Below are 20,854 nucleotides of genomic sequence, written 5' to 3'. Positions count from 1 at the left end.
AATCGTTAAATTGTAGGAAATTTTTTTTTGTCATGCCGTTCAACGAGTTTCCTTTTTTGAGGTACATCCTGTTTTTTCTTCTGGGTGTAGCCCTTTATCCCTATGCCGGGATATTTGACCATAGCCACTGGTTTGTGGGCTGTGTGGTGCTCTTTATTGCCTACAGTTTTTTTTTATTTCGTGATATGCGCGGAAAAGGATCGTATTTCATGTCAGTGCTACCCCTGCTTGCCTATGGAATATTGGCATTAGCTGGGATTAGCTTTTCGCTTTTGAAGGACGTGAAAAAGGATACCCAGCACCTACTCTTTCAAGGGGAATTTGAGGGATATCTGGCCGAGGTAAGGGAAATGGATGAACCAAAGGCAAGGAGCGTTGCGAACAGGGTACGTTTAATTGCGGTTCGAAAAGACACCTCATTTATCCCAGCCAAAGGAGAAATTTTAGTGTATCATTCAGGGGAAAACACACTTTCACCAGGAGAGGTCTATTGGATACCCGGGAAGCCCGATCTAATTGCGGGTCCTGAAAATCCACATGAATTCGATTATGCGCAATTCATGGCCAGGAAGCAGATTTATCACCGCCATTTCATTCGCGAAGGCCTGATTAGGGTTGGGGAGCGAACTTCTTGGGACTTAGCTTCGGAAGTAGTGCTTTTACGTCACGAATTGGAAGAAACTATTGAACGGTTTGTTTCCAACCCCCAATCCAAACAAATTGCAAATGCCCTACTGCTGGGGCAGAAAGGTAGCCTCGAATATGAGGTTAGTGAGGCGTATGCAACAGCAGGAGCCATGCACGTATTGGCTGTTTCGGGTCTTCACGTTGGTATTATTTATGGGTTTTTCCTGCTTTTCTGGAAGCCCCAAAAACTGCCGCCGCACAAACGTATTCCCTATTTATTGGTAGTGATTGGAATTATATGGAGCTATGCGCTGATTACCGGCATGTCGCCGTCAGTCCTTCGGGCAGCCACCATGTTTACACTGATGGGCCTGGCACAAATGAGGTCAAGAAACCCTTCGATTTTCAATCCCTTGGCCCTGTCCGCTATGGTTCTGGTGCTTTATGATCCTTTTATTGTGTTTTCCGTCGGTTTCCAGCTTTCCTATCTTGCCTTACTGGGTATTCTGCTTTTTCAGCCAGTTATCGTAAGCTGGTGGACACCAAAAAGCAAGATTGTAGATTACATCTGGCAAATAACAAGCGTAGGTATCGCTGCGCAGTTGGCCACATTTCCGCTATCCGTTCATTATTTTCATGTATTTCCTACCTATTTTATGCTGGCAAATGTCGTGGCTATTCCCGGTGCCTTTGTGATTATGGCTTGTGGAATACCTTTTTTAATTCTGTCTTTTGTAGAACCGGTAGCCTCTATATTGGGAACAGTTCTAAGCCATTTGATCAGCTGGGTAAATGCTGTTATTTTTTCAGTACAATACCTGCCATTTTCCAAGATGGAAAACCTCAGTTTCCGATGGACGGAAATGCTGCTGACCTGGGGATTTATAATATGTATCTACTTACTTATTCAAAGTAGAATGAAAAAGGTAGCCTATATCGGTATGGCTTTTGCGATTTTATTAGTTGGAATGAGGTGGGGGGATTTTTATATAAGACAGAATGCCACAGAATTGGTAATTTATAATGTAGGGAAGGGAAAAGCTGTTGACTACTTTTTCAAAGGGCAACTTTATTCCCTTACCGATGGGGTATCGGAAACAGATGTTTCCTATAAAATATCCCCAAACCGCATACAACATGGTATAATAAATGGCAAGCCTTTGGCGTGGAGAGAGGTTGATGAAGATCTGTATGTGTTTCTGCCAGATAAGGGTGCAGTCCGCATACTAGACCAATCTGTAGCGATGGAATAATTTCAGGCTCGAGGGAATTCGATTCACAATCCGGTTAGGAATATCCTTTCGGCTATGCTTTGCTATATTACAAAGTAATTTCTAAAACTTGCGTTTGGAATTATAGTCACCTATCTTGATAAAAAATAAATTGCAAAATCAGGAAGACCGTTACTTTTCGTTTGCAAATCTTACCCGTTTTCTATAGAACCATTGAAAAGCAAGGCATTAGATGTTTTAAAGCAAGTTTTCGGCTATCAGGACTTTAGGCCGCTGCAGGAGGAAATTGTCCTTTCAGTGGCTAATGGACAGGATACTTTGGCCCTGCTGCCCACAGGAGGCGGAAAATCCATCTGTTTTCAGGTGCCTGCGTTGATGATGGATGGAATCTGCCTGGTCGTCAGTCCGCTGATTGCTTTGATGAAGGATCAGGTGGATAATCTCAAGCGGAAAGGTGTAAAGGCAGTGGCGATTTATTCCGGAATGCGGCAGCGGGAAATTGACACGCTCTTGGATAATTGTGTATATGGGGATATTAAATTCCTCTATGTATCTCCCGAAAGATTAAAAACTGAATTGTTTCTGGCTAGATTTCGGCGAATGCCTGTTTCTCTTATTGCCGTGGATGAAGCCCACTGCATTTCCCAGTGGGGATACGATTTTCGGCCGCCTTATCTGGAGATTGCCGCCTTGCGGGAAATTCATCCCAATGTGCCTTTCATTGCACTCACAGCCTCTGCAACCTTGGAAGTAAGGAAGGATATCATTGAAAAGCTCCAGCTCTCTACCCCCAAGGTTTTTATCCAGTCATTCACCCGGGCCAACCTTTCTTTTGTGGTCCGGCAGGCGGAAAACAAATTCGAAAAAGCACTTGACATTCTTAGCAAAGTGCCTGGGACAGCGATCATCTACGCCCGTAACAGAAAGGGAACAAAAGAAATCGCAGACCAACTTAACCAATTGAAGATCTCGGCGACCTATTATCATGCGGGCTTGTCCCCGGAACTGCGTGTTCAGCGGCAGTCGGATTGGATCGATAGCAAAGTACGTGTCATGGTAGCAACCAATGCGTTTGGCATGGGGATAGATAAACCCGATGTAAGAGTGGTCATTCACACCGACTTGCCGGAAAACCTTGAAAACTACTATCAGGAAGCTGGTAGGGCAGGCCGGGACGGAAAAAGGGCGTTTGCAGTGTTGATTGCGCAGCCATTTGATCTGATTACCCTGAAGCAGCGGGCGGAGAAGGCGTATCCCCCTACGGAGTGGATCAAAAAGGTGTATCAGTGCCTGGCCAACAATTATCGTTTGGCCGTGGGAAGCAGTCAGATGAGTAGTTTTGACTTTGATATGCATGCATTTACGCAGACTTATGAATTGGATCCGCTACTGACCTACAATGCCATGAAGGTGATGGAGGAGGAGTCCCTATTACTTCTGAGTGAAAGTATCCATACCCCATCTACCTTGCATATTTTGGTCAATCCCACACAATTGTATGAAACCCAAGTTCAATATGTAAGGTTGGATCCACTTATAAAACTACTTTTGCGCATGCACGGGGGGGAGCTTTTTGCAGTTTACGTTAAAATTCAGGAATCCCGACTGGCTAAAAGCCTCTCAATTCCGGAGTCTGAACTAGTTAAGCTGCTTCGTCAGCTAGATGAGTTGGAGGTGATGGCCTACCATCCCAGAAAGGATACGCCGCAAGTCACTTTTCTTACTCCCCGATACGATGCGGGCAAGCTTCCATTGGATCAGCAGCGGATTCAACGAAGGAGAACCTTAGCCATTAGCAAGGCAAAGGCCATGGTCGATTATGTGGAAAACAACAGGCGTTGCCGCAATTTGCAGGTGTTGGACTATTTTGGAGAAGAAAGTGATATCCTATGTGGGACCTGTGACGTGTGCCTCGAAATGAAAAAAGCAGGGCACCAATTTGAACGTCATACTGCCATCCGGAATAAAATACTTAAAACTTTAGCTGGGGGTAATGCGTTTTCCTTGATGAACCTTCTAAATGCGGCCGGACTATCCCAGGATATGGAGGCTGCCGAAGTGCTTCGTACGATGGAAGATGAAGAAGTGATTTTCACCGAAGGTGATGGGAAAATAAAAATTAAAACGGAATGACCTTTATAGAAGATATTATGGGGAAGCTGTTTCCGGAAAGGCAGAAAAAACTTACCTACAAGGAAAACTTCACCCAATCCCCTGACGAAATTTCAGCCACCGCCGCTTGGATGGAATCGGAGGAGGGAATGAGGGCTTTAGCCAAGGTATATACTAATCTTCATCTAAAAAAGGCCGGGATTAACGACAAACCCACCCTGCATGTATTGGCGTCCCCCTATGCCAATGGGTTTGCAGTAACCTATGAACTTCCGTTCACAGCCGAAATTTTTCAGCAACTTTTCTTTTCTTTTGGCCAGCGAATGTTAGCTTTGGGATATCAACGGGTAAGTTTGGATAGAAAAATGGAAGAAATGCAGGATTCGGTGAAGATTACCGAGAAGCTTTATTTCAAACCGCCTTTGTCTGCGGCCACCATTGGCCGGAAAATAGATCAGCTTTTTGGTAATGTGACCATAGAGAAAGTTTCCTTAGACGATAAACCCAGTTTTGTTAAAGTATTGGTGACGGTATATGCGGACCACCTATACCTGCCCGCAAAGCCCTTTGATGATTTTGTCGAAAGGCTGTTTAATCCCTAAACTATTATGAACCGGAAACATTTAAAATTCCTTTTAGAAAATTATAGAACGCCATTTGACGACGAGAAATCCTTTTTGAATGATTTTATAGGCTTGGTAGATGATCCGTTAGCGTTTAGTAGGGAGAGGGATCAGGGACATTTTACAGGTTCGGCGTGGATTGTGAACAAAGACCGAACGCATGCTTTGTTGACCCTACACCGCAAACTTGACAAGTGGCTTCAACTTGGAGGCCATTCCGATAGCAACGAAAACCTGCTTGAGGTAGCTTTGAATGAAGCCCGGGAGGAAAGTGGACTTACATCACTACGTTTGGTGGATAGGTCGATTTTTGATATTGACAGACACATGATTCCTGAAAGAGGAGACGTCCCCCAACATTTTCATTACGATGTCCGATTCCTAATCGAGGCTGAAATCAACGAACCGCTTACGATAAGTTCGGAGAGTAAAGACTTGGCTTGGATCAATTTTGAGTATATCGAGGAATTAGTCGGTGCCAACAGTTCCATTCTCCGCATGTTGGAAAAAACCAGTAAATCTGAAATTACGATTTAAAGAGAGTAATTTGAGTGTTAGTTTTCAAGGTTTCAATAACTATGTTTTTAACTTTTTAACACCCGGTGAAAAGTAGGATGATTTTCACGGCCTAGCTTCTCAATTTCAGGTAAACCCATCAAAGAACCGAAATACCTAAGGTATAGAGCGGGAGAATCCCTATCTTTGCCAAAAATTTCGATATGATGCAAAAAAATTTGGGCGTGTTCCTCTTGATTATTGGCCTTCTTAGCTGTTCGCCATCACCGGAAGAATTGTTACAAGAAGGAATAAGTCAATTGGAAGCAGGTGAATATGCAAATGCCATCAGCTACTTTGACAGGGTCATTGAGCAGGACTCAGCAAGCTTCTCTGCCTGGAATGTAAAAGGAGTAACCTATTTTGAGATGCAGCAATGGGATCAATCCATTGGAGCCTTCAATCAAGCCATTAAGCTGGATAGTACCTCTTACAAACCATTTTTTAACAGGGGTAATGCCTATTTGGAGAAAAAGGAATTCAGGGATGCCATTGTGGATTATAATTTTGCCAATGGTCTTGACCCCAGCCAAACGGACATATATTATAATCGGGGACTTGCACTTCTGGGGATGGAAGCCTATGAAGATGCACTTTTTGATTTTGAGTTGGCACTTCAATCGAATCCCAATCAGCCACAGGTACAATTCAACAAAGCAAAAGCTTTGCTCGGAAACAATGACCCGATGGGAGCGATTTCTTCGCTGACCGAAGTTATAAACCTCGATAAAAGAAACGAGGCGGCATATTACTTGCTTGGTGTGACCCAAATGAGTGCTTTGGGAAATAAAGAAGAAGGCTGTGCACATTTAAAAATGGCCCTAAGTTTGGGATATACAGCGGCTAAAGAATGGGTAGATGAATTTTGTGAAGAGTAATGGCGGAAATAGGAACTGATATCGCAAAGGCCAGCCAGTTGCTTCGTGAAGGTAAGCTGGTGGGAATGCCTACAGAGACAGTTTACGGGCTTGCGGGCAATGCGCTGAACCCGGAAGCGGTAACGGCTATTTTTGAAACAAAAAAGCGTCCCAGCTTTGACCCCTTAATTATCCACGTGGGAAGTCTGGAGCAAGCTCGTTCGTTCATTCGTTTCTTTCCTGAAGAGTTGATGGCCTTGGCTGAAAGTTTCTGGCCCGGTCCGCTGACATTGCTTTTGCCAAAAAATGACAAAATTCCAGACCTGGTAACAAGTGGTTTGGATACTGTTGCTGTTCGGATTCCTGGTCATTCGTTGACTAGGGAATTGCTTTTAAATCTTGATTTTCCGTTGGCTGCTCCCAGTGCCAACCCATTCGGGTATATCAGTCCCACCCGTGCACTTCATGTGCAGGATCAATTGGGAGACAAAATCCCCTATATTTTGGATGGAGGGGATTGTACGGTTGGATTGGAGAGCACGATCGTGGGGGTAGAGCAGGGGCAGGTCATTGTTTACAGGTTGGGTGGTATTCCCGTCTCAGCTATAGAGCAGGTGGCAGGCCCGGTGCTGATTCTTCCCCAGTCTAGCAGCAACCCCAAGTCGCCGGGAATGCTGAAAAGTCACTATGCTCCAAAGACTCCAGTTTTGTTGGGAGACCTGGATACTTTGGTTTCCGAATTTAGTCAACGCGGTGAAAACTTCGGGGTTTTGTCTTTTAATAAAGTGTTTCCTGAAATACCCGATGCACGTCAGGTAATTTTAAGTCCCTCAGGAGATCTCGGAGAGGCCGCCAGAAATCTATTTTCTGGAATGCGGTTGTTGGATAAGGCGGATGTTTCCGTAATTTTGGCAGAGGAACTCCCGGAAAAAGACTTGGGAAAGGCTATAAATGACCGACTTCGCAGGGCTGCTGCGAAATAAAATGTGTATTTTTGAATCAACCAATATAAACTCCAACGATGAAAAATAGAATAAAGACAGTAGATAACGTAGATTTCAAAGGTAAAAAAGCCTTGGTTCGGGTGGACTTTAATGTTCCATTGGATGAGAAAGGCAATGTAACCGATGATACGCGGATAACGTCAGCCGTTCCGACGATTAAAAAGATTTTGAAAGATGGGGGCTCAGTGATATTAATGTCTCACCTAGGTAGGCCTAAATCCGGCCCTGAGGACAAATTTTCCCTCAAGCATATAGTCGTGGACTTAAATAAAGCTCTGGATCTAAAAGTGAAGTTTGCCCAGGATTGTATTGGCACTGAGGTGACTAGCTTGGCGACATCCTTAAATCCGGGTGAAGTGCTTCTCCTGGAAAATTTACGTTTTTATAAGCAGGAAGAAAAGGGTGACCTTGATTTTGCGGAGAAGCTTTCGAAATTAGGGGATATCTATGTAAATGACGCATTTGGAACAGCCCACCGTGCTCACGCATCTACAGCAATAGTTGCCCAGTTTTTTATAGAAAAAGCCGCGGGATATCTGATGCAGGCTGAATTGGAGAATGCCGAAAAGATATTGACCAGTGCGGAACGCCCTTTCACAGCCATTATGGGAGGAGCCAAAATCTCAGACAAAATACAGATTATTGAGCGGCTTTTGGATAATGTCGACAACCTTATCATTGGTGGTGGCATGTCGTATACCTTTGCCAAGGCAATGGGTGGAACGATTGGAGATTCCCTGCTCGAAGAGGATAAAATGGAGTTGGCCTTGGAATTGGTGGAAAAAGCCAAAAGCAAAGGAGTCAACATTATTTTACCTGAAGATTCCAAAATTTCAAAAGCCTTCGCCAACGACGCGGAGCAAGGTGTTGCCAACCGGGGTGAAATCCCTGATGGTTGGATGGGACTGGATATTGGGCCTAAGAGTTGCGAATCGTTTGCTGAGGTCATCGCCAATTCAAAAACCATTCTCTGGAATGGTCCGATGGGAGTGTTCGAAATGAGCAGCTTTCAAGAAGGTACAAAGGCCGTCGCCGAGGCAATAGTTGCCGCTACCGAGAAGGGCGCATTTTCGCTGATAGGCGGAGGTGATTCTGCGGCGGCGGTAAATATCTTCGGCTACGGGGATAGGGTTTCTTATGTGTCAACCGGTGGTGGAGCTTTACTAGAGCTGATGGAAGGTAAGGAACTTCCGGGTGTAAAGGCATTGGAGCCATAAATAGTTTTATTTCGCAATATTGGCAGGATTAGGCTCGGGTCTAATCCTGCTTTTTGATTGTATAGCTTTTATTTTTTTAATATCTTCCGAATAGTTACGTTATAAAGTAGCCGGGGAAGGGTAGCAGTTCGGTAACGGTATCCAGGAAATTTTCAATCCAACCAGGCAGTAAAACCCATATATGTCAATAGAAGTAAATAACCTTTCCAAACTTTACGGGTCACAAAAGGCCTTGGATGGGATTAGCTTTCAGGCTAAACCGGGACAGATTCTTGGATTTTTGGGGCCAAATGGTGCCGGAAAATCCACAGCGATGAAGATTGCTACAGGATTTTTACTTCCGGACGGAGGGGATGTGGTCATAAAAGGAGTATCCGTAACCAAACATCCACTAGTGGTCAGTAAAATGGTGGGATACCTGCCAGAACACAATCCCCTGTACCTGGATATGTACATTCCAGAATTTTTGTCTTTTATGGGAGGGCTCTATCAGCTTTCGGGAAAGGAACTTGCAAAAAATGTGTCCAAGGTGATGGAGGAATGCGGGCTAATGCCTGAAAGGACCAAGAAAATCGGCCAACTATCCAAAGGGTATAGACAGCGGGTAGGGCTGGCTAAGACTTTGGTACACGATCCTGAAATAATCATTTTGGATGAACCCACCACCGGGCTGGATCCCAATCAGTTGGTAGAAATTAGAAACTTGATCAAATCAATCAGTTTGAACAAAACACTGGTACTAAGTACCCATATCATGCAAGAAGTGGAGGCTATCTGTGAGAAAGTTGTTATTATCCACCGAGGGAAAATTGTGGCTCAAGACTTACTTCAAAATCTTACCGCAACCGAAAAAGGATTCACCTTTGTGTTGGCTACAGAAGAAACGTTGGATGCGGAATGGTTCTCCGCAGTGAATCTTATAGATCTGAAAGTTTTGTCTTCTAACCGTTTCCTGATTCGAACCCCTGACCCGCAGCTATTTAGAAAGCAGGTGTTGCATCTCATTCAGGAAAGGCAATTAAATCTCGTCGAGCTCAAGCAGGAAAACAAAAATCTGGAGGCTGTATTTCATGAACTAACCCAAGACAGTGTATGAGCAGCCTTTTTTGGAAAGAGATAAATGCTTTTTTTACCAATATCACCGGCTACATGATCATGGTCGTTTTTTTGGTTGCACTCGGTCTGATCGTTTGGGTGTTTCCGGGAACGAGCGTGCTGGAATATGGGTATTCTGACTTAGAGGCCCTATTTTCTTATACCCCTTTGGTATTTATGTTTTTGATTCCCGCTGTCACCATGCGGATGGTTGCCGAAGAGAAAAAATCAGGTACTTGGGAATTGCTGATGACTTCGCCGCTACCAGCTTGGCAGATTATGCTGGCAAAGTACTTCGCCACTCTTGTATTGATTATACTTACCCTTTTGCCTACCTTAATTTATTATTATAGCATCGTACAGTTAGGTGATCCGGCAGGGAATATTGACAGTGCTGGGTTTTTCGGATCCTTCATTGGGCTGCTGTTGATAGCGGCTGCCATGGCTGCTATTGGAATGTTCAGTTCCTCCCTTACTGATAATCAGATTGTGGCCTTTGTTATTGGGGTTTTTATATGCTTTATGCTCTATATTGGACTCAACGCGATGGCCGAATTAAGTGGGCAATTTGGCTACGTTTTGGAGAGTATAAGCCTGAGTTATCATTATGAAAGTATGTCAAGGGGTGTTATCGTAGCAGAGAATGTTTTTTACTTTGCGGCGTTTATAACCTGTGTATTAACGATTACCTGGGGGATAATATCGAAAAAATGAGCCACAACACTACCATTTTCCTAAAGGTTTTACTGCTGCTGGTTATCATACTTGTAGTCTTTTCCCAGGCAGCCAATTGGTTGTCCTTCCGCTGGGACCTTACTGAGGAAGGACGGTATTCCATTTCTGATGCCACCAAGGAAATTCTGGTGGACCTGGACACCCCAATTGAGGTGGAAATTCTGCTGACAGGTGACTTGCCCGGGGGGATGCGCCGATTTCAAAAAGCTATCGAGCAGACCATAAAAACCTTTGATGCATACAGCTCTCAACCCATTCGGGTGTTTTATCAAAACCCCCTCGAACTGCCATCGGACATACAACGAGAATATATTCTGACTCTAGCCGACTATGGGATAAATCCCACCAACCTGCATGCCTCCCGAAATGGCGGACAGACCTCTAGGATGATATTCCCGGGTATTGTCGTACGAAATGAAGAATACGAATTAGGGGCATTGCTGCTGAAGGGTGAGCAGGGGATGAGCCCGGACGAAATTTTGAACATGTCCATAGAGAATCTCGAATTTGAGATTGGAAGAGCGATAAAGCGGTTGGTTGCCCGCTACCAGCGTTCTGTGGGATTGATAATGGGACATGGGGAAATGGACGCCGACGATGGTTTTGGCATGGTGGAAGCACTTTCAGATGATTTCGAAATATATAAGGTTCCCTTGGATCAGGCGGATGAAGTTGCTGATTTGATGGAATTCGAGGCCTTGATTATTGCGGGGCCGCAAGCTGCGTTTACCGAGAGGGAAAAGTACCTGCTAGACCAATACCTGATGTATGGGGGAAATTTGTTGTTCTTTATAGACCAACTGGCGGTAGACCTTAAAGATGCGGATGGGAACGGGACGATCGCCATGCCATTTGATAGCGGCTTGGATGACTTGTTATTTAGATATGGCATCAGAATTAACAGAGATTTGATTCAGGACCTAAATTTTGGCTATCATCCCGTGGTGGCGGGAGAATTTGGAAATCAGTCGCAAATAGTGCCCTTACCGTGGCCATTTTATGTGATGGCAGGTAACATGGCAGACCATCCCATTACAAAAGGATTGGATCAAGTGCAGTTCCGCTTTGTGAGTACCATGGATACCGTAAAGGCGGATGGTGTGAAGAAAATTCCGTTGATTTTTTCCAGTGAATACAGCAAAAAACTGGATGCTCCGGTCAGGGTGGCTTTTGAAGATATGGTCACCGAACCGGAGATAGGTACGTTTAGATGGAGTCGATTGCCACTGGCCTATCTTCTGGAGGGAGAATTTACTTCCTATTTTAAAAATAGATTTGTTCCGGAAGGTTTTGACCCAACGGCATTTCGGGACAGCGGATCAGTAGGAAAAGTAATGGTAGTGGGTGATGGCAGTTTTATAAAAAGCATGTCAGATCCTGTATCTGGAGAAACCTTACCCTTGGGCCAGGACCCCATTGGGGAACTGCAACTAGCCAACCGGGAATTTTTGCAGCATACCATGCAGTATTTATCTGACCCCGATGGGATTATTGCTTCCCGAACCAAACAATTTCAAATAAGACCCCTCAATCGGGTAAAAGTAACCAACCAAAAGACCTTTTGGCAATTTATCAACATCGGAATGCCTATTTTTCTTATCATAGCTATTGGCTGGGGTGGTCAGGTATGGCGAAAAAGACGGTACGAGCAAAAGTAAATTGGTGATGTAACACATCATTTAAGCGTTGGGGTGGTCGATCGGGGCATTGGATATAATTTTTTAAGAGATTCCAAGTTCAAATAGGTGCTTTTGTTATTTTATTCCTAAATTTACCCTGTTAAAAACCAAACAAAAATTTGGTGCCTTTTTAGGCCTTTTGTAGGTTAGATCTATCACTACCTATTGTATTAATAATTCCGTATATTCAGTCAGCAATGGCCAATTAATAAAAGATGACCATATGAAATTTATTGTTTCTTCTTCTTCACTCTTGAAGCACCTTTCCTCCATCAACGGAGTCGTTACCACCAATCCGGTGGTTCCCATTTTGGAAAATTTTCTTTTTGAAATCAAAGACAGCAAACTGACCGTTACTGCTTCAGATTTACAGACTTCCATGATCACAGAAATAGACGTGGAGGCCAAGGAGGACGGGAATATAGCTGTTCCAGCAAAAATTTTGATAGAGACGCTAAAGAACTTGCCCGAGCAGCCGGTAACCTTCAGCATTGACAAAGAGACCTACAGTATTGAAATTAGCTCTGATAACGGGCGTTATAAGTTGGCAGGTGAAAATGCCACAGACTTCCCTAAAATTCCCGTGGTGACCAACGCCACTACCGTGGATATGTCTACTGAGGTGCTCAGCAATGCCATTAACAATACGATCTTTGCCACCAGCAATGACGAACTTCGTCCGGCCATGACCGGTGTATATGTCAACCTCAGTGATACCAATGTTACTTTTGTAGCCACTGACGGCCATCGCTTGATCCGGTATAGAAGGGTGGACATTGCATCTCCCGAAGCAGCCAGCATTATCATTCCCCGTAAGGCATTAAACTTGTTAAAGGCTACATTACCATCCGAGAATGTGCCTATAGCCGTTGATTTTAACAACTCCAATGCGTACTTCCGGTTCAGCAATATAAAAATGATCTGCCGCCTTATTGACGAGCGGTTTCCGGATTACGAAAATGTCATCCCGCTGGACAACAACAATGACATGACCATCGATAGGATGGAGTTTTTAAGCTCACTGAGAAGGATCGCCATCTACGCCAACAAAACTACCCATCAGGTTAGGTTGAAGTTGACTGGCAGCGAACTTCAGATCTCGGCCGAAGACTTGGATTTTTCCAACGAAGCCAATGAGAGGTTGTCTTGTGAACACGAAGGTGAGGATATAGAAATCGGATTTAACGCCAAGTTTCTGGTTGAGATGTTGAACAACATCAATGCTAAGGAAATTACGCTGAAATTTAGTGCACCAAACAGAGCGGGATTGATCCTTCCTTCAGATATGAAGGAAAATGAGGATATCCTGATGCTGGTGATGCCAGTAATGCTTAGCAATTACGTATAATAGCAATATTTTTCCTCCTCCAGGGCATTCTTGGGGGAGGTTTTTTTGACTTAATCAAAGCTCTGTGGGGTTCGGTTAACCCTTACTTCTTTTTAACATCGACATTTGTAAACCAGATAATTTTCTCCCCAGCATCGTTTCTGTGTTCGAGGTGTATTTTGATCCCGTCATATTCCTGAACATCATCCCATGTCATTGCTCTTCCGTCCGGGCCATCTCCTCTACGGAATACCCACTCCTTGATCATATAGTTGTCATCCACATAGAGATCATAGGCATCACCGGGTGTATACCCGTCTGAATCGTTGTACCGGATAATTAGCTTGGTTGTAGGGATACCCTGAATGGGGGAGGTTTGATTTTCCACTATTTCATGGGTGTATCCCGAATCCCAGCCAAGTTGAAAGGGAAAGAGAAGCCAATACCTGTCATTAATAAAACGCTGATCTATGGCGTCAAGGGCCTCGGTTTTTTCCGGGATGCTATAAGTGACTGTAGTGTCCGGCCCACTGTAGTAAACCTTTTCTGAGGCCAAGTCCCAAGACCAATCTCTAACCATTACGGTGGCACTGTCTCTGCGAACGTTCCAGGTATAAGTGATGGAAGCTATATCTTTGATATTTTCAAACCCGTAGGCATCGGCAACTAATTGTGGAAGCGTTTTTTCCTTTTCTTTCTCTGTGGGGGAGCAATAGGCGAAAAGTAATAAGCATAGGATGGAAATCAGAGGGGCTTTCATATTGGTGTGGTTTTGTATCTGCCTAAAGATAATAAATTTCCATTTATATTTCCTAAGTTCAGAATATCAATGTTTTATTTGGTAGATAGATAGTGATCAGTCCTATTCTGAGGCGTGGGAATGGCCGTTGGTATAATGGTTCCCCAAGATATCATCTCCAAAATCATTGGTAAGGTCCCTCACGACAGTGTGTACGTGATTGGCGTTGTTTTGAACATTATCGTATTCGATTAGAATGGCAGGGCATTGAATCCGGTAATAATGAGGCTGCCCGATTTCATTGACCTGACTTCCTGCCCAGGCAAAATAAAGTTCATCTAGTCCAGAGGACTTCACCTTTTCCCATAAAGCATCGCGCGTTTCTGAATTGTAGTTACTCAAATAGTAGTGGACTAGCTCTTCCAACATCTTTTTTTGGTTAGCATTTAACTGGTTGTAGCCAATACCTTTAGGATTTTGCAAGGTAGCCTTTCGGTCATTTGACGTGAGGATATCCCCGGGAGCTTTATCCGTGTAAACGGCAATTTTCGATTGGGAATCATCTAAGCTTTGAAGAAAGGCAAAACCCATATCGGTTTCTTTTTTAAGTACCTGCTTTCCCCTGTGCAAATCGACTTGGACGATGGCAGGATTGGAACCGAAAAAAGTTGGGGTTGCTGAAATAAGCTCACCTTTTAGGGAAGAGAAATTCAGTGATAAATGATGTCCTTCCAACCTCCATCCCCATTCTTTGGTAGAACTGGGGTCTCCGAATATGGAAAAGTAATAGTTGAGCGGATCCCTGTAGGTGTCATTTGGGGGACGGTTTTCGACGATTCGCAGTACGTTTTCCAATTCGAAAATGGCTTTGGCTTTTTCTTCCCCCTGCTCACTCAGTGACGCACGCATAAGGGACAGTGCAGCTTTGGTTTGATTTTCATTCATATCGTGGAAGGTAATTCCTTTCCTGTCTCGGGGAATGAAGTGCCAGTTGAATCGCTCCGAATGGTCAAAGGGGAAGCTAGCTTTGTGTTTAAGTTCCTCGGGAAGGACTTTTATAAAATCATTGGCCAATCCAGACAGATCTTGTCCAAAGCCGTTGAATTGTACGCATAGAATGCTAAATAGGGCAAGAAAGAATACTTTTGGGTTGCTGTACATGGTATTTTGGGATGGGTAAAGGTTAAAGAGGGGAATTAGGTAATATTTACTTACTTTTATTCCAATATATTTTTAAATTGTTGGTGCTTCTTCCGGCAGCTATGATATCCGGCTTACCGTCTCCGTTGAGGTCAGCTACCTGCAAGTCTTCGCAAGCCATTCCGCCTTGATCAATCCAGATTTTTTCCCAATTGTTGTTAGCCTTAGGAATGAAAAGCTGCACGCCAATATCTCCGGAATCATTGGGTTCTCTCCAGCCTACAACCAACTGATCCTGTCCTATACCAAGCAGGTCAGCCGTGGCAAGTCCATGACCTTGGTTAAGGGTTTCACTCAGAACATCCCGCTTCAAATCCGCTGCGGTAAAATTCCCGTTGGTAGAACGATATGTAGTTAGCAGATTACCGTGAATGGGCTCGATTCCAGCAAGGAATCTATTGCCACTATTGTCTTTTCCGATGCGCAATTCCCCAAATCCATGTCCATCTACAATCCACTCCCCTTTGGGATGGGGCGCCCATTTTCCCTGAATGTAGGAGAACGCTTTTACGCCTTCTTTACCACCAATATAAACGGTTTCCCCATCGCCTTCGGGTATAACATCCAGATTGTGGGTCATGTGCATGGACTCATCGACGACCTGAACCTTCCATGGAGTAGTAGGATCTTTTGGCATTTCATAGGCGATAATTCGAACGCCGACTCCCTCTCCTCCTTTATTTCCCCTGCCATGAAGCGGGGCCATAATAAGATGATACGAATCCTTCCCAGCTTTTGCCCACCTCATTCGGTGCACAGTGGGTTCGTGTGGCAATGCCACGGGTGTCCAAAGTTGCGTGGGATCTTCCGGGCGGATAAGGTAATGAACCGATCCGGATTTCGCCATATCTGAGGTCTCTCCGGGGTTCCATTGGGCACCGACGGCTACTTCTACTTTGCCGTCTCCATTGATGTCACGTGCGGCGATGCATACATTGTCAGATTCTGTCAGATTATCCACCATCACAAAACGCTTCCAGTCTCCATTTCTGTACCATACAAACTGATCCTTGTCTGCCAGTAAAATGTCAGGCTTTCCGTCTCCGTCCACATCACCGATAGCCAATCCATATCCGATGGCCACCTTGTCGTCAATGATTTGTGATTCAAAAGCCGGTTCTGCGGTGCTTCCGAAAAAGAGGGCAAAATAAAGTAGGGAATAATTCATTTTTAAATGGCTATTTTGGTTTATGATTAAATATAGGAATTTTTGATCACATCCAAACTTTAAACCCCATAAAGTAGACCCGCACCAAACTTTAAACCCTGAAATGGAGTATAGATCCCGAACTAGACATTTGAATTTAGACTTCGGAATAATTTTATTTCAAAATGTGATCCAATTTTTAGGGAAGTTGCTGGATAATTAATCTGATCAACGTGGTCATGGTAGGCTCGGCCATTGCGGCGGCTTCGATCACTTCTGCAATTGATATTTTCTTCACCATGTGCGGACTGCAAAGATCTGTGATGGCCGAGATTGCAAAAACTGGAATATCCATGTGGCGGGCGACAATTACTTCAGGTACGGTGCTCATCCCCACTGCGTCTGCGCCGATGGTCCTTAAATACCTGTATTCCGCTCTTGTTTCCAAATTCGGGCCTTGTAGGCCGACGTATACCCCATATTGTAAAGGAAGGTGGTGGGCACTGGAGATTTTTTTTGCCTGGTTTATCAATTTCAAACTATAAGGTTCACTCATGTCGGGAAACCTAACTCCCAAATTGTCCAAGTTTCTGCCACGAAGGGGGTTTTCAGGGAAGAGGTCAATATGGTCCTCAATTACCATGCAGTCACCGATGGCATAAGCAGGGTTCAATCCGCCAGCGGCATTGGAAATGAAAAGGTGCTCTATCCCTAAACCCTTCATTACCCGGACTGGAAAAGTCACGGTTTTCATGTCGTATCCTTCATAATAATGATACCTGCCTTTCATTACAACTACCTGTTTTCCTTCCAAAACGCCAAAGACCAACTTCCCAGCATGGGATTCGACAGTAGACTCAGGGAAATGGGGTATATCCCGATAGCTGATTTCTTTGTGAACAGTCATTTCATCAACTATTTTCCCCAAGCCCGTGCCTTGGATAATGCCAACCCGGGGGATCTCGGAAAGTTGATTAGTGAGAAATAAAATACTTTCTTTAAGTTGTTTCAAATATGGATTTTCGTTTTGTTCTGTCATAACCAGCAATTTAGAAACGGTTTGGGTATTTACTTTAATAGGATTGAAGGACTATTCTGGGTTTTTAGAAACTTTAGCTGTCACTTCCTTGTATTACTTACGACTTCAATAATCGAGCAAAAAAACGTATGATAAAAATAATTGTAGGCACTAACAGAAAAAATTCCGTATCAGAGCAAATCTCACTTCAATATCAACAACTCTTGGAGCAAATGAAGGTTGCATCTGAGTTGATTTACCTCAGTGAATTGCCGGATGATTTTGTATTTACCGCCCTATATGAAAACAACGGCAAAAATCACGCTTACAACAAAGTACATGAACAGGTAAAATCAGGAACAAAGTATGTTTTTGTAGTACCTGAATACAACGGTTCCTATCCTGGAATATTAAAGTCATTTATTGATGGCATGACCTACCCCAATAGTTTTCGACACAAGAAATGCGCTTTAGTGGGGATTTCCTCAGGGGTCGGAGGTGGCTCTATCGCCATGAGCCACCTAACCGACGTTTTTCATTACCTGGGAATGCATGTTCTCGCATTTAAGCCAAGGTTAGCCAAAATTGAGGAAAATATGTCAGGAAATCTGCTCACCAACAGATTGTATCTTGACCTTTTGCGGGAACAGGCAGAACTTCTGGTTAGCTTTTAATCGACATTGTCGTGCAAAAACCGGTTGTTGCTGATGATTTCGTTGTCATCATTTAGGTTAAACTTTGAAATGGATCTTTCCGAACTGTGCGCTACATCCTGCAACTTTACATTTTTGCGCAGATAGGCAGGCACTTCGATCTTTTCTTTAAACTCCTCAGGTGACTGGTTTACCGATCTGTTTTGACGTAACTTCTCAAACCTGTCGTGAACCCTTCTAAGTGCCTTTTCCTTGATATCCTGATAAAATTGATGCTGAATACTTTCCTCAGGACCTTTTTGGCTTTTGGGAGTTGTATATTCTTCATCGTTTTTGTCAAAAAGGGTCAAAACACGCTTAGAGTCAGCAGTTGACTGGGGAGTTTCAAAAACAAAATCTTCTTCCTCATCAAGGGGTTCCTCCAGCTTTTTGTAAACTGGTTGCTCAGAAACTGGCTGGGTATCCTCCTCATGTTTTGATCCTTTTGGAGGTTCAGCTTGTAGCTTGGGGCTTTGGATGGAGAAGGTAAAGGTTTGACCTGTTTTCGTCTCCTGTTCTTCGTCTATTTTAGAAGTTTTTCCCGATTCCAGATCGATAACCTTTTTTGAGTCATCCTGCTTTTTTGTCCCTATATTATGTTTCTCTGTTATTGAATCCGGTTCAAATCCAGTAGCTATGACAGTGACACGGATACCTTTTTTCAGATCAGGATCAATGCCTTGTCCAAATATGACATCTGCGGAATCCCCTGCTTTTTGCCGGATATATTCCGTGATATCGCTCAGTTCATCCATGGAAAGTTCCTCTTCTTCACCTGACATAATGGAAAGGAGGATTTTTTGTGCTCCCTTGATGTCCACATTGTTAAGAAGTGGTGATGAAATGGCTTTCTCAGCAGCCCGAATTGACCGCTCGTCTCCTTCTTCAGTGGCAGATCCCATGACGGCAGCGCCTGCATCTTTCATGACCGTTTTCACGTCCTCAAAATCCACATTCACGTCCTGGTGTACCGTGATGATCTCCGCAATGGACTTGGCAGCGGTAGTCAGGATATTGTCGGCCTTTCCAAAGGCTTGCCGAATGGGTAAATTACCGTAGATATCCCGCAATTTGTCATTCAAAATGACCAACACGGTGTCACAATTGTTGCGAAGGGCTTCAATACCTTCTTGGGCCGATTGTATTTTTTTTCTACCTTCAAAGATAAAGGGAGCGGTTACGATTCCTACCGTCAGGATGTCCATATCCTTGGCGATTTTAGCGATTACTGGGGCCGCACCGGTACCTGTACCACCGCCCATTCCAGCGGTGATGAAAATCATCTTGGTGTTGTCTGAAAGTAATTCACGGATTTCATCCTTGCTTTCGACGGCTGCGTTTTTACCTTTTTCCGGATTGGCGCCCGCCCCAAGACCTTCGGTAAGGTTGGTCCCAATTTGTATTTTGAGCGGAACAGGGCTGTTTTTAAGGGCTTGGGCATCTGTGTTGACCACCACAAATTCCACGTCCTTAATGCCCTGATTATACATGTGGTTGACGGCATTGGATCCGCCTCCTCCTACGCCGATCACCTTGATGATCGACTTGTTGTTTCTGGGAATATCAAATTTATAATCTTTCATGATTTCTGACATTTTTCCTCGTATTTTGGTGAATAATAACTTGGCTGTTTTCTTTTAATTTTTTCCGGACACGGTTCCAGTTTCTGAATTAGTAACTGCTCGTATCGTCGTTAATGTCATCGGTGATGAAATTTTTCAGTTTCTTGGTTATGTTGCTGAATATATCCTTCGACATATGGGTTTCGATTTTGTTGATTTTGGGTTTTCCGTTGGTTTGCAGTGCTTTTTCCTTTTCCCGGTAGGTTTCTTCCCGGTCGTCCAAGGCCTTGAATCCTGCCAAGACCAGACCAACTGTAGTCGCATACATGGGGCTTTTCACGTCTTCTACCTTAGATTTCCCCAAATGTTCGTTGGGGTATCCGATGCGTGTGTCCAGTCCGGTCATGTACTCAAACAATGGGCTCACACCGTTCAACAACGAACCGCCTCCTGTAAGGACGATGCCTCCGGCCAGTTTTTTGTAAATACCGCTGGCTACAATTTCTGACTGCACCATTTCCACAATTTCTTCCATTCTAGCCTGAATGATTGATGCAAGATTTTTTACGGATATTTCTTTTGGTGGTCGGTTTCTCAATCCTGGAATAGAAACAATCTCATTCGGATTGGCCTCTTCCGCAATGGCTTTGCCAAATTTAGTTTTCAGCAGTTCAGCCTGATTTTGCATGACCATACATCCTTCCTTTATATCCGCAGTAATGATATTTCCGCCAAAAGGGATCACAGCCGTATGCCGAATGATGTTGTCATAGAAAATGGCTACATCCGTTGTGCCTCCTCCTATATCCACAAGGCATACACCAGCCTCTTTGTCCTCATCACTGAGAACGGACAAAGAACTTGCCAGGGGTTCCAGAATAAGATCTTTAGACTGTAAGTTGGCGCGCTTTACGCATTTGCTAATATTGTATATCGCAGAGCTTTGTGCAGTAATGATGTGGAAATTGGCTTCTAAGCGGGCGCCGGACATGCCCACAGGATCCTTTACACCATCTTCGTAGTCTACGGTGTAATCCTGCGGCATCACGTGAATAATTTTGTTACCTGGAGGCACGATGATATTCTCCATATCATTGGCCATCCGCCGAACGTCTTCTACGGTGATCTCATCATCCTTGGTATTTCGTATAATAACGCCATGATGTACGGAACTTCGGATATGCTGTCCCGCAATACCGACGATTACCTCCCCGATATCCACATTTGACATTTCAGACGCTTCGTTGACTGCCTTTTGGATGGCATTTACAGTTTTGTCGATGTTGGTTACAATGCCCCGTATGACTCCCTCAGACACCGCTTTTCCCATACCAAGTACTTCCAGCTTTCCGTATTCATTTTTGCGCCCAATGATGGCGCATATCTTGGTAGTACCAATATCAAGTCCTACTACTAATTTTTCGTTTTCCATA

Annotated in this window: 18 protein-coding genes; 12 read left to right on the top strand and 6 right to left on the bottom strand. The window is 44.1% G+C overall.

Annotation, left to right across the window (positions count from 1 at the left end):
* Positions 1-32 precede the first annotated feature (32 nt).
* From FQ608_RS17420 to dnaN, 11 genes are all read left to right on the top strand, one after another.
* Positions 33-1,880: a ComEC/Rec2 family competence protein gene (locus tag FQ608_RS17420; protein ID WP_158859661.1), complete on the top strand. Its 1,848-nt coding sequence runs from the start codon at positions 33-35 to the stop codon at positions 1,878-1,880.
* A gap of 192 nt (positions 1,881-2,072) precedes the next feature.
* Positions 2,073-3,992, top strand: coding sequence for a RecQ family ATP-dependent DNA helicase (locus FQ608_RS17415; protein ID WP_158859660.1), 1,920 nt, complete (start codon positions 2,073-2,075; stop codon positions 3,990-3,992).
* Positions 3,989-4,573 (top strand): hypothetical protein, encoded by a 585-nt coding sequence (locus FQ608_RS17410; RefSeq protein WP_158859658.1) that lies wholly within the window; start codon positions 3,989-3,991, stop codon positions 4,571-4,573. Before FQ608_RS17415 ends, FQ608_RS17410 begins: the two co-directional genes overlap by 4 nt.
* Before the next feature lie 6 nt (positions 4,574-4,579).
* Positions 4,580-5,131, top strand: coding sequence for an NUDIX hydrolase (locus FQ608_RS17405; RefSeq protein WP_158859656.1), 552 nt, complete (start codon positions 4,580-4,582; stop codon positions 5,129-5,131).
* Positions 5,132-5,316: 185 nt separating this feature from the next.
* Complete coding sequence (locus FQ608_RS17400) at positions 5,317-6,027, top strand: tetratricopeptide repeat protein (protein WP_158859846.1); 711 nt, start codon at positions 5,317-5,319, stop codon at positions 6,025-6,027.
* Entirely contained in the window at positions 6,027-6,989 is a 963-nt protein-coding gene (locus FQ608_RS17395) for an L-threonylcarbamoyladenylate synthase (RefSeq protein WP_158859654.1), read from the top strand. The genes FQ608_RS17400 and FQ608_RS17395 overlap by 1 nt, the downstream gene beginning before the upstream one ends.
* 38 nt (positions 6,990-7,027) lie before the next feature.
* The gene (locus FQ608_RS17390) at positions 7,028-8,227 is read left to right on the top strand and encodes a phosphoglycerate kinase (protein ID WP_158859652.1); all 1,200 of its coding nucleotides are present in this window, start codon (positions 7,028-7,030) and stop codon (positions 8,225-8,227) included.
* 181 nt (positions 8,228-8,408) lie between these two features.
* On the top strand, positions 8,409-9,323 hold the full coding sequence (gldA, locus tag FQ608_RS17385; protein ID WP_158859650.1) for a gliding motility-associated ABC transporter ATP-binding subunit GldA: 915 nt from the start codon (positions 8,409-8,411) through the stop codon (positions 9,321-9,323).
* The gene (gene gldF, locus FQ608_RS17380) at positions 9,320-10,036 is read left to right on the top strand and encodes a gliding motility-associated ABC transporter permease subunit GldF (RefSeq protein ID WP_158859648.1); all 717 of its coding nucleotides are present in this window, start codon (positions 9,320-9,322) and stop codon (positions 10,034-10,036) included. Before gldA ends, gldF begins: the two co-directional genes overlap by 4 nt.
* Positions 10,033-11,715, top strand: a complete 1,683-nt coding sequence (gldG, locus tag FQ608_RS17375; RefSeq protein WP_158859646.1) for a gliding motility-associated ABC transporter substrate-binding protein GldG — start codon at positions 10,033-10,035, stop codon at positions 11,713-11,715. Before gldF ends, gldG begins: the two co-directional genes overlap by 4 nt.
* A 244-nt stretch (positions 11,716-11,959) precedes the next feature.
* On the top strand, positions 11,960-13,084 hold the full coding sequence (dnaN, locus tag FQ608_RS17370) for a DNA polymerase III subunit beta (protein ID WP_158859644.1): 1,125 nt from the start codon (positions 11,960-11,962) through the stop codon (positions 13,082-13,084).
* Between the two features lie 82 nt (positions 13,085-13,166).
* Here dnaN and FQ608_RS17365 read toward each other — a convergent pair whose 3' ends face one another.
* The 4 genes from FQ608_RS17365 to FQ608_RS17350 form a co-directional block, all read right to left on the bottom strand.
* Positions 13,167-13,823 (bottom strand): hypothetical protein, encoded by a 657-nt coding sequence (locus FQ608_RS17365; RefSeq protein WP_158859642.1) that lies wholly within the window; start codon positions 13,821-13,823, stop codon positions 13,167-13,169.
* Positions 13,824-13,925: 102 nt separating this feature from the next.
* Complete coding sequence (locus tag FQ608_RS17360; protein ID WP_158859640.1) at positions 13,926-14,963, bottom strand: DUF3500 domain-containing protein; 1,038 nt, start codon at positions 14,961-14,963, stop codon at positions 13,926-13,928.
* Between the two features lie 46 nt (positions 14,964-15,009).
* Positions 15,010-16,170, bottom strand: coding sequence for an FG-GAP repeat domain-containing protein (locus FQ608_RS17355; protein ID WP_158859638.1), 1,161 nt, complete (start codon positions 16,168-16,170; stop codon positions 15,010-15,012).
* A gap of 178 nt (positions 16,171-16,348) precedes the next feature.
* Positions 16,349-17,188, bottom strand: a complete 840-nt coding sequence (locus FQ608_RS17350; protein ID WP_158859637.1) for a purine-nucleoside phosphorylase — start codon at positions 17,186-17,188, stop codon at positions 16,349-16,351.
* A gap of 128 nt (positions 17,189-17,316) precedes the next feature.
* On the opposite strand from FQ608_RS17350, the gene FQ608_RS17345 reads away from it, so the two are divergent.
* Positions 17,317-17,841 carry an NADPH-dependent FMN reductase gene (locus FQ608_RS17345; protein WP_158859636.1) on the top strand — a complete coding sequence of 175 codons (525 nt, stop codon included), beginning with the start codon at positions 17,317-17,319 and terminating at the stop codon, positions 17,839-17,841.
* On the opposite strand, the gene ftsZ is transcribed toward FQ608_RS17345, so the two are convergent.
* Together ftsZ and ftsA are read right to left on the bottom strand one after the other, a co-directional pair.
* Positions 17,838-19,442 carry a cell division protein FtsZ gene (gene ftsZ / locus FQ608_RS17340; protein WP_158859635.1) on the bottom strand — a complete coding sequence of 535 codons (1,605 nt, stop codon included), beginning with the start codon at positions 19,440-19,442 and terminating at the stop codon, positions 17,838-17,840. The genes FQ608_RS17345 and ftsZ overlap by 4 nt on opposite strands.
* 88 nt (positions 19,443-19,530) lie before the next feature.
* The gene (gene ftsA / locus FQ608_RS17335; protein ID WP_158859634.1) at positions 19,531-20,853 is read right to left on the bottom strand and encodes a cell division protein FtsA; all 1,323 of its coding nucleotides are present in this window, start codon (positions 20,851-20,853) and stop codon (positions 19,531-19,533) included.
* Position 20,854: the final 1 nt, after the last annotated feature.

The organism is Lunatibacter salilacus (assembly GCF_009797935.1).
GTDB lineage: Bacteria > Bacteroidota > Bacteroidia > Cytophagales > Cyclobacteriaceae > Lunatibacter > Lunatibacter salilacus.
This window is presented reverse-complemented; position numbering and strand designations above follow the sequence as displayed.